The organism is Rhodococcus sp. EPR-157, from assembly GCF_001647195.1.
Taxonomy (GTDB): Bacteria; Actinomycetota; Actinomycetes; order Mycobacteriales; family Mycobacteriaceae; genus Rhodococcoides.
The window spans coordinates 1-10253 of record NZ_LVCV01000023.1; the positions used below are offsets into that span (position 1 = coordinate 1).

Consider the following 10253-nt stretch of genomic DNA (forward strand, 5'->3'; position numbering starts at 1 on the left):
TCGAGAGCCGATGCGGTCATCCGGCGAGAGCGCTTGCTGCGATGGAACGTGATGGCGAATCTGTGAGCCTCGTCGCGCACGCGCTGGAGCAGGTACAGCGATTCGCTCGTCCTCGGCAGAATGACCGGATCGGATTCTCCGGGCACCCACACCTCTTCCAATCGCTTCGCGAGCCCGACGACGGCTACGTCCGTCACACCCAACTCGTCGAGCACCTCGGCTGCAGCGGCCACCTGAGGTGCGCCGCCGTCCACGACGAACAGATTCGGCGGATACGCGAAGCGTCGAGGACGACCGGTCTGCGGGTCCAACGACGCTTCCGGTGACAGGTCGCCCCCCGAGTCGGCGACGCCGGCATCCGAGCTGTGTCGAAGGAATCGTCGCCGCGTCACCTCGGCAATACTCGCGACGTCGTCGGAGTGGCCGTCTCCGGCCGCCTCCTTGATGGCGTAGTGCCGATAGTCGCTCTTGCGTGGCAGGCCGTCTTCGAACACCACGAGCGAGGCGACCACATCGGTCCCCTGAACATGCGAGATGTCGATGCACTCGATGCGCAATGGCGCGGAGTCGAGATCGAGTGCTTCCTGGATTCCCTGCAGCGCTGCGGACCTGGAGGTGAAGTCGCCGGCTCTTTTCAATTTGTGTTGCTGCAGAGCTTCTTCGGCGTTGCGCTCGACGGTCTCGGCCAGCGCCTTCTTGTCACCACGCTGCGGCACCCGCAGCTGCACGTTCGACCCGCGGAGCGCGGAAAGCCACAGCTGGACTTCGTCTGCATTTGCCGGCAGCACAGGCACGAGCACTTCCTTCGGCACCGCATTGGAACTGCCGTCCTCGTTTCCCTGCGTCTGGGAGGACAGCGCGGCCTCCTGCCCGTAGAACTGGGTCAGGAACTGCTCGACGAGAGCCGGTAGATCCGACTGATCGTCGCGCCGCGTCTCGACGACTTCACCGGCTTTCTCGACGACCCATCCTCGCTGGCCCCGCACACGGCCACCCCTGACATGGAACACCTGGACGGCTGCCTCGAGCGGATCGGTGGCGAACGCAACGAGATCGGCATCGGTGCCGTCACCGAGCACCACGGCTTGCTTCTCGAGCGCTCGCTTGAGCGCACCGACGTCGTCGCGCAACCGTGCGGCCGTCTCGAAGTCCAAATTCTCCGACGCGTCCTGCATCTTCTTCTCGAGCTGCCGAACGAGCTTGTCCGTCTTACCGGACAGGAAGTCGCAGAAGTCCTCGACTATCCGTCGATGTTCGTCGGCGTTCACGCGGCCGGTGCACGGCGCCGAGCACTTGTCGATGTAACCGAGAAGGCAGGGGCGACCGATCTGCTTGTGACGCTTGAGAACACCGGCCGAACAGGTGCGTGCCGGGAAAACTCTCAGTAGCAGATCCAACGTCTCACGAATAGCCCACGCGTGCGCGTACGGACCGAAGTACCGCACGCCTTTGCGGCGCGGACCGCGGTAGACGAACAGTCGCGGGTACTCCTCGTTCATGGTGACCGCGAGCATCGGGTAGCTCTTGTCGTCCCGGTACCGAACGTTGAACCGGGGGTCGAACTCCTTGATCCAGTTGTATTCGAGCTGTAGGGCCTCGACCTCGGTGGTGACGACCGTCCACTCGACCGATGCCGCGGTGGTGACCATCTGACGGGTACGAGGATGAAGCGAGGCGACGTCGGCAAAGTACGAATTGAGTCGGCTTCGTAGACTCTTGGCCTTGCCGACATAGATCACGCGTCCATGTGGATCACGAAATTTGTACACGCCGGGTTCGACCGGGATGGTTCCGGTTGCCGGGCGATATGTAGCTGGATCGGACACGAAACCCAGGCTAGTCGTTGGGTCCGACGGAGTACTTGGCCTCCAACGACCTGAAGGTGCGAACGGCCGCAACGGCGTGTTCGCGATCGTTCGACTGGATGGCCATGACCGGAATGAACTCGTCGTCGGGGATGTCGACTCGGGCCCATATCGCGCCGTCCGGGAAAGAAAGACCACGAACGAGATCCCATTCGATGAGCCGTTCGGAGAAAATGTTCCGTACCGCGACGCCGTTCTTCCCCACCCGGATTCGTGGCCGAGTCAGCAGCAGGGCAACTCCGGCGAGCAGGAACCCGATTCCGGCCATCGCGATTTGGTCCGCAGTCCGAAAGTAGACCCCGGTCGGCGAGACACGCAGCAGGATTGCAACCGTCGTGTGCGCTACGACGAGCAGCACTGCGGCGGCGATTGCGTACCTGGCGGACTTCTTCGAACGGACCTCGAGATCCCAGTCACCGTCGGTCATCGAAAGTCCTGATCGGTCCACGGCTGGCGCAGATGCTTGAGTGTCAGCGCGGTGTCGATCGCCGCAGCCGCCGCTTGCGCTCCCTTGTCCTCCTTCGAGCCTGGCAGGCCCGAACGATCGAGGGCCTGCTGCTCGTCGTCGGTAGTCAGGACACCGTTGGTGACGGGTGTGCTCTCGTCGAGGGACACACGCGTCAGGCCGGCCGTCACGGCGTCACACACGTACTCGAAGTGCGGGGTGCCGCCACGGATGACGACACCGAGAGCGACGACCGCATCGTGATTGCGTGCAAGAGCCTGTGCCACAACGGGTAATTCGATGGCGCCCGCCACCCGCACCACCGTCACGTCGGTGACCCCGGCCTCGGCAATCTTCTTCTGTGCGCCCTCGAGAAGAGCCTCGGACACGGTTCGATGCCATTGGCCGGCGACGATGGCGATCTTGAGGCTTGCGGCACCGTCGAGTTCGAGTCGCGGTTCGCCTTCGCCGCTCACGAGAGCTGTCCGCTTTCGTAGTCGTCGAGGCCGACGAGATCGTGACCCATGCGATCTCGCTTCGTGCGTAGGTAGGTCAAGTTTTCCGCGTTGGCCCGCAACGGCATCGGAACGCGTTCGGTGACGTGCAATCCGTACCCGTCGAGCCCGACGCGCTTGGCCGGGTTGTTGGTCAGCAGCCGCATCGAGGAGATACCGAGGTCGACGAGTATCTGCGCGCCGATTCCGTAATCCCGGGAATCGGCGGGCAGTCCCAGCTGGAGATTGGCATCGACGGTGTCCGAACCCGCATCCTGAAGTTGGTAGGCCTGCAACTTGTGCAGCAATCCGATTCCGCGTCCCTCATGGCCACGCATGTACAACACGACGCCGCGTCCCTCCTGCGCAATCATGTCGAGGGCTGCGTCCAGCTGCGGCCCGCAATCGCAGCGGAGCGAACCGAACACATCCCCGGTGAGGCACTCCGAGTGAACTCGCACAAGCACGTCACTGCCGTCGCCGTCGGGCCCCTGGATATCGCCGCGCACCAGAGCTACATGCTCGACCTCGTCGTAGACGCTCTGGTAGCCGACCGCTCGGAAGGTGCCGTGCGCGGTCGGTATTCGAGCGTCCGCGACACGCACGACATGCTTCTCGTGCTTTCGACGCCATGCGATGAGGTCGGCGATGGAGATCAGAGCCAGGTCGTGATCGTCGGCGAACACCCGAAGCTCATCCGTCTGAGCCATCGCGCCCTCGTCTTTTTGGCTGACGATCTCGCAGATGACTCCCGCCGGACGCAGATCAGCCATACGCGCAAGGTCGACGGCGGCCTCGGTGTGGCCGGGCCGACGGAGCACTCCGCCCTCCTTTGCCCGCAGCGGTACGACGTGGCCCGGACGGGTGAAGTCGTTTGCACCTGTGTTCGCATCGGCAAGAAGCCGCATCGTCGCAGCACGGTCCGACGCCGAGATTCCGGTTCCGATTCCCTCTCGTGCATCGACAGTGACGGTGTACGCGGTGCCGTGCTTGTCCTGGTTGGTGGCGAACATGGGCGGCAGTCCGAGGCGGTCGCAATCTTCGCCCGACAGCGGTACACACAGGTAGCCGGAGGTGTAGCGCACCATGAATGCTACGAGTTCGGGTGTTGCTTTCTCGGCTGCGAAAATCAGATCGCCTTCGTTCTCGCGATCTTCGTCATCGACTACCACTACCGCTTTACCTGCGGCGATGTCAGCGACCGCACGCTCGATACTGTCGAACCTAGTCACGTCCTACGCTCCATACGTTTCGTTCTGGACCCGGAATGTGCGGTGCAGATACACCTTCACAGTACTTTCCGGCACACCTAGTCCGCGGCCAGGGTCTGCAGTCGCTCGACATACTTGGCGATCACGTCGACCTCGAGATTGACCGGTGTTCCGACGTCCGAACGACCCAATGTGGTCAGGTCGAGTGTGGTGGGAATCAACGAGATCTCGAACCAGTGTTCGGCGTTGTCGTCCTGACCGAGGCCCGACACCGTCAACGACACTCCGTCCACCGTGATCGATCCCTTCTCCACGACGTACCGGGCGACCGAGGTCGGCATCGCGATCCGGACGACTGTCCAGTTCTCCGACGGCGCGCGGCTCACGACAGTGCCGGTTCCGTCGACATGTCCCTGCACGAGATGACCGCCCAGCCTGCTGCCGAGGGATGCCGCGCGTTCGAGGTTGACCCGGCTGCCGACCTCCAGACGTTGCAAGCTCGACCGATTCAACGTCTCTTGCATGACATCAGCGGTGAACGCGCCATCGGCAAGGACGTCGACGACCGTCAGGCAGACGCCGTTGACTGCGATGGAATCCCCATGGCCGGCATCCGAGGTCACGATCGGACCTTTGACGGTGAAACGGGCCGCGTCGGTCAGGTCTTCTTTGCCGACGATCTCGCCGAGTTCTTCGACTATTCCGGTGAACACAGTTGTTCTCACTTCTCTTCGGCGAGGCCGGGGTGGCTCGCGGACTGCACCTGTCGGATGGGAACCGCACTGACGACCACGTCCGATCCGAGCACGGCAACGCTCTCGATCGAGAACCTCTTGGCGTCTGAAATTGTTCCGACGCCCGCATTCTCCACCGCTGCGGTCCCCGCGCCGAGGACGACAGGGGCGATGTACGCGACGACGCGGTCGACGAGACCTGCAGCAAGGAACGCGCCTGCCAGTCGGGGTCCGCCTTCGAGCAGAATGTCGGTGTGCTCGACCAACGCATCGATCACGATGTGCGGATCGCGGGTGCGCAAGAACGTCGTGGGGGCGTCCGCGTTGCGAATGCGCGCGGACGCAGCGATGTCGCGTTCACCTACGACGATCCGAACCGGCTGGTGAGGCGAATTCGACCCGTCGGGAAAGCGCGCCGTCAGCAGCGGATCGTCGGTTTCGACGGTCCCGGTGCCGACGATGATGGCGTCGAGTTTGGCGCGCTGAGCGTGGACATGCGCGCGAGCGTCGGGACCGGTGATCCATTGACTCGTGCCATCCTGCGCCGCACTTCGACCGTCGAGACTGGCGGCGTACTTCCAGGTGATGTGAGGACGGCCGGTTCGCTGCTTGTGCAACCATGCCCTCAACGGACCCTGCTCGACGGCATCCGCGCCGAGACCCGACTCGACGTCGACTCCTGCGTCTTCGAGGGTGCGGGTTCCGCCTCTGGCCAGTGGATTGGGATCGGACACCGCGTAGACGACCCTGGCAATTCCCGCGTCGACGAGCGCCTGGGAACACGGTCCGGTGCGGCCGGTGTGGTTGCACGGCTCCAACGTCACCACCGCGGTACCGCCGCGCGCCTTCTCCCCTGCTCGCTGCAACGCAACTATTTCTGCGTGCGCCCCGCCAGGCGGACGGGTGGAACCGACCCCAACTACGACACCGTCGGCATCGAGAACGACTGCGCCGACGGGCGGATTGGGACTCGTCCGGCCTCGGGCCGCTTCGGAGGCTTCGATGGCGATTGCCATCGCGTCGCTTTCGCTGACGCGGCCGTCCGTCGCCATCAGAGCGACAGGTGCTTGGACGCCCCGGCGGCTTGGGCCCGCAGGGCACGGACGGTGGCTGCTGGATCCGCGGTTCCGTATACCGCAGAACCCGCGACGAAACAGTCGATTCCAGCCTCGGCAGCCTGCTCGATGGTGTCGGCGTTGATTCCGCCGTCGATCTCCACGACCAGCGTCAGTTCACCTGCATCTACGAGTCTGCGAACGGCACGAGCCTTGCTCAGCACCTCGGGCATGAACGACTGGCCGCCGAATCCCGGTTCGACACTCATCACGAGCAATGTGTCGAATTCGCGAAGGATCTCGAGATACGGCTCGATGGGCGTGCCCGGCTTGACGCTCAGACCAGCTCGTGCGCCGGCCGCACGAATATCCTTCGCGACTGCGATCGGATCGTCCGTCGCTTCCGCGTGGAACGTCACGTTGTATGCCCCAGCCTCGGCGTACGGGGGCGCCCAGCGAGCCGGGTCCTCGATCATGAGGTGGCAATCGAGCGGAATGTCGGTCGCCTTCAGCAAACTCTGCACCACCGGCAGCCCGAGCGTCAGATTCGGCACGAAGTGTGCGTCCATGACATCGACGTGAAGCCAGTCCGAACCCGCTACGGCCTCGGCTTCCTCACCCAGGCGAGCGAAGTCGGCGGAAAGAATGGACGGTGCGATCATCGGGGCTGCCACGGTCAAGAGCCTAATGCGTCTTTCGCAGTGCTCTACCCCTGGCCTGACGGTCGGGCCTGCGATCCCGTTGGATTCGATGCACATGCGCGGATCCTGTACCCCCGTGTAGGCCGCGGGTCCGAACAACTCGCAGTCATATCGCACCTGCTCGCCGAATACACCGGCACACCACATGACTGTTGGTTCGCGCTGCGGGAAGGCAATACTGCCCTGGACGAAATACGTGACTCGACACCTACCGTCCAGATAGCCGGGTACAACTACATCCTGCTCAGAGGCCCCGTCGAGCGCGCAACAGACTCCTCCGGTCCGACGGATCGGCCGACTCTGAAGCTATGAATGTGCATTCACATCGATGAAACTTGCTGCAGCCCAATCTCTTTGCTATTCTCGAACATACATTCGAAGGGGGCGATTGTGGACAGCTCAAACATTGCAGCGTTCGCGGTAGCAGTTCGAGAGATCGATGTCGACATTTCCAACACCGAGCGCATCGACCAGATCGGCGCGCTCGAGGACTTGAAATCAGCGGTGTGCGCCGCCCAGGCCGTGATCAGTATCGATTTCGAGAACGCGGTGCGAGACGAACGACGACGTCGTGGCACACCTACCGAACGATTATCCAAGGGGGTTTCTGCGCAAATTGCGTTGGCTCGCAGGGAATCCCCGAATCGTGGAGGTCACTTGCTCGGCCAGGCTCGAATGCTGGTCGACGACATGCCGAACGCGCTGGAGCTGCTCCGAACGGGCGTCCTGAACGAGTGGCGCACATCGTTGATCATCAAGGAGATCATTTGTCTCGACCGCGAAGACCGGCGCTACATCGACGAGCAACTCTGCGCCGACCCTGAAACGCTACGAGGATTGGGAGACAAGAGAGTTCGCGGCAAGGCCTATGCCTTGGCCGTCGAGCGAGACTGCGCCGCCATAGTGGAACGCGCCAGGAAGGCGCCGGGTCAGCGGGGAGTCACCTCGAGACCTGCACCGGATTCGATGGCATACCTGACCGCCTTGTTGCCGATGAAAGACGCAGTGGCTGTGCACGCAACGCTCAGTCGAGACGCCGACACCATCATCTGCACCCACGATGTCGTCGAACGCAGCAAGAATCAGATCATGGCCGACCTCCTCGTCGAACGGTGCACCGGCGCGTCCACAGCGACAGGCGTGCCCGTGGAAGTCGTCATCGTGATCTCCGACGAGGCATTGTTGGCGGGAGGACAGGAGCCCGCACATGCTCACGGGTACGGCCCGATCCCGGCCGCACTGGCCCGTGGCGTCGTGGCGAATGCGATCGACAACGACGCCACGGTGACGCTACGCAGGCTGTACAGCAAACCCAGCACCGGTGCCGTCACCGCCATGGAGTCGGCCGCGCGGGCTTTCCCAAAATCCCTGGCCACGCTGATCGATCTCCGAGACCGATGGTGCCGAACGCCGTACTGCAACGCCCCGGTTCGGCACCACGACCACATCACCCCACATCACGCGGGCGGCGCGACGAGCGAACACAACGGCGCCGACCTGTGCGAGGCCTGCAACTACACAAAGGAAACGCCCGGATGGTCCGCGCGCACCGACGGCGCACCCGGGCAGCTGCACTCCTTCGAACTTGCGACCCCGACCGGTCATCGATATCGGTCCACCGCCGATTCGACGCCGAGGCCGCTCGATGTGGAACGTAGAGCTAGCTGACGGGCCGCTGCAGGGCCGCCATGAACATGGCGTCCGTGCCGTGCCGGTGCGGCCACAACTGCACCGAAGGTCCATCACCGATGGCGGGCACCTCGGGCACCAGCGTGCGGGTGTCGAGCTCGAGGGCACCGTACCGACGAACTGCGTCCGCTACGACAGCCACAGTCTCCGAAAGATGAGGCGAGCACGTCGAATACATGACTACACCGCCCGGCCTGACGAGCTTCAACGCCGATGCAAGAAGCTCCCTCTGCAGCGAGACCAGGGCGCCGACATCCTTCGCCGACCGACGCCAACGAGCCTCGGGGCGTCGCCGAAGCGCGCCGAGGCCGGTGCACGGCGCATCGACGAGGACGCGGTCGTATCCGCCGTCGAGTCCGGTATCCCGGCCGTCGACTACGTGCACGGTGACCGGCAAGGACTTGGTCGTCTTGCGGACCAGGTCCGCACGATGCGGCGTCGGTTCCACGGCATCGACGTGTGCGCCGTCGATCTCGGCGATGGCACCGAGCAATGCAGCTTTTCCGCCTGGCCCCGCACACAGGTCCAACCAGCGGCCGCCATCCGGTCCATCCAGGGGGGCCAGCGTCAGCGCCCGTGCGACGAGCTGGCTTCCCTCGTCCTGCACTCCCGCCAGACCGTCGCGCACCGCGTCCAGCTTCCCCGGGTCACCACCGTCGAGATACACCGCGTACGGAGAGTATCGACCTTCCTCGCCGCCGGTGACGAGCGCCAACTCCTCGGCCGAGATCTCGCCGGGGCGGGCAACAAGATGCACTGCGGGCCTGGTGTCGTCGGCTTCGAGAACGTCGGCGAGTTCGGCTGCATCGGCACCGAGCGCGTCCGCGAACGCCTGCGCAATCCACTTCGGATGAGCGTATTCGAAAGCGAGATGGCCGACCGGATCCTCGGCCGCGTCCGGAGCGAGTTCGGTCACCCATTGCTCAGCGGTCTTCTCGGACACACGCCTGAGTACAGCATTGACGAAACCTGCTTTGCCGCTTCCGAATTCAGCGCGCGCCAGATCGACGGAGGTCGCTACCGCAGCGTGCGGCGCAACTCTCGTGCGAAGCAATTGATAGGCACCCAGACGCAGAATGTCGAGCAGTCCCCCATCGATATCGGAAATCGCGCGACCCGAACCGCTTTCGATCACCGCATCGAGGAGGCCACGCGCACGCGAGGCACCGTAGGCGAGCTCGGTAGCCAACGCAGCATCTCGAGTATCCAGCTTGCGGTCGCGCAGCAGGCCGGGGAGTACCAGGTTCGCGTACGCGTCGCGCTCGCGGACGGCCTTCAAGACATCGCGGGCAGCCAACCTGGCCTTGTCGACAGGCGGCGCCGACGATGGTCCGTTCCCGCGTTCCGGGCGGTTTCCCTTCGCACTCCGAGATCCTGGACGATTGTTCACAGGGCTACCGCCGTTTCGGTCAGACGGGCACCGCGTGCCCAGTCGAGTGCCTTCATCAATTTCTTGCCCTGGGGCTGGATGTCGCCGAGGGATACGGCGTTAGTAGCAGTTCCCACGAACACACCGTCTTTCCTGACCACGATGTGGCCGGGTTCGAGAACCATGTCGGAGAGCGTCACCGGCGCAACCTTCAGTCGAATGTCGCCGATCGTCGTCCATGCACCAGGTGCCGGGGTCACCGAGCGAACATGCCGATCGACTGCGGCAGCAGAGGAAGACCAATCGATTCGAGCCGAGTCCACGGTGACTTTGTGAGCGTAGGAAACACCGTCCTCGGACTGAGCAACGGCCGACGCTTCCCCCGATTCAATTGCGTCCAGTGTGGCCTCGAGCAGCGCAGCTCCGCTCACGGCGAGCCGGGAGAGGAGATCGCCTGCCGTATCGGTGGGCTTGATGGACTCGGTGACCACACCCAGAACCGGGCCGGTGTCCATGCCTTCCTCGAGCAGAAACGTGGACGCTCCGGTGACGTCGTCCCCCGCCGCGACGGCGGCCTGGACCGGGGCAGCGCCGCGCCAGGCCGGCAGGAGGGAGAAGTGAAGGTTGATCCATCCGAACTTCGGGATGTTCAGCACTGGACGCGGCAGCAACGCGCCGTATGCGACCACC

10 protein-coding genes are annotated in these 10253 nt (G+C 63.9%); 1 reads left to right on the plus strand and 9 read right to left on the minus strand.

From position 1 onward, the window contains the following. The 7 genes from uvrC to rpe all read right to left on the minus strand — a co-directional run. Window positions 1-1826 (minus strand): excinuclease ABC subunit UvrC (gene uvrC / locus A2J03_RS00975; protein ID WP_068368493.1); only part of this gene is annotated, 1826 nt, incomplete at its 3' end. A gap of 10 nt (window positions 1827-1836) precedes the next feature. Beyond that, entirely contained in the window at window positions 1837-2292 is a 456-nt protein-coding gene (locus A2J03_RS00980) for a PH domain-containing protein (RefSeq protein WP_068368495.1), read from the minus strand. Continuing rightward, on the minus strand, window positions 2289-2786 hold the full coding sequence (ribH, locus tag A2J03_RS00985) for a 6,7-dimethyl-8-ribityllumazine synthase (RefSeq protein ID WP_068368497.1): 498 nt from the start codon (window positions 2784-2786) through the stop codon (window positions 2289-2291). The genes A2J03_RS00980 and ribH overlap by 4 nt, the downstream gene beginning before the upstream one ends. Then, complete coding sequence (locus A2J03_RS00990; protein ID WP_068368500.1) at window positions 2783-4036, minus strand: bifunctional 3,4-dihydroxy-2-butanone-4-phosphate synthase/GTP cyclohydrolase II; 1254 nt, start codon at window positions 4034-4036, stop codon at window positions 2783-2785. Before A2J03_RS00990 ends, ribH begins: the two co-directional genes overlap by 4 nt. Window positions 4037-4113: 77 nt before the next feature. Next, complete coding sequence (locus A2J03_RS00995; protein WP_068368502.1) at window positions 4114-4728, minus strand: riboflavin synthase; 615 nt, start codon at window positions 4726-4728, stop codon at window positions 4114-4116. Between the two features lie 8 nt (window positions 4729-4736). Beyond that, window positions 4737-5801 (minus strand): bifunctional diaminohydroxyphosphoribosylaminopyrimidine deaminase/5-amino-6-(5-phosphoribosylamino)uracil reductase RibD, encoded by a 1065-nt coding sequence (gene ribD, locus A2J03_RS01000; protein ID WP_068368505.1) that lies wholly within the window; start codon window positions 5799-5801, stop codon window positions 4737-4739. Beyond that, the gene (gene rpe, locus A2J03_RS01005; protein ID WP_068368515.1) at window positions 5801-6478 is read right to left on the minus strand and encodes a ribulose-phosphate 3-epimerase; all 678 of its coding nucleotides are present in this window, start codon (window positions 6476-6478) and stop codon (window positions 5801-5803) included. The genes ribD and rpe overlap by 1 nt, the downstream gene beginning before the upstream one ends. A 417-nt stretch (window positions 6479-6895) precedes the next feature. Between rpe and A2J03_RS01010 the strand changes: the two genes are divergently transcribed. Further along, complete coding sequence (locus A2J03_RS01010) at window positions 6896-8173, plus strand: HNH endonuclease (protein ID WP_197480545.1); 1278 nt, start codon at window positions 6896-6898, stop codon at window positions 8171-8173. Here A2J03_RS01010 and A2J03_RS01015 read toward each other — a convergent pair. Both A2J03_RS01015 and A2J03_RS01020 read right to left on the minus strand, forming a co-directional pair. Continuing rightward, a complete protein-coding gene (locus A2J03_RS01015; protein ID WP_068368508.1) occupies window positions 8166-9626 on the minus strand; it encodes an RsmB/NOP family class I SAM-dependent RNA methyltransferase in 1461 nt (486 codons plus the stop codon). The two genes, A2J03_RS01010 and A2J03_RS01015, sit on opposite strands and share 8 nt — an antisense overlap. Further along, window positions 9581-10253, minus strand: a 673-nt coding sequence (locus A2J03_RS01020; protein WP_068368512.1) for a methionyl-tRNA formyltransferase, incomplete at its 5' end; no start/stop codon positions are given. The genes A2J03_RS01015 and A2J03_RS01020, both read right to left, overlap by 46 nt.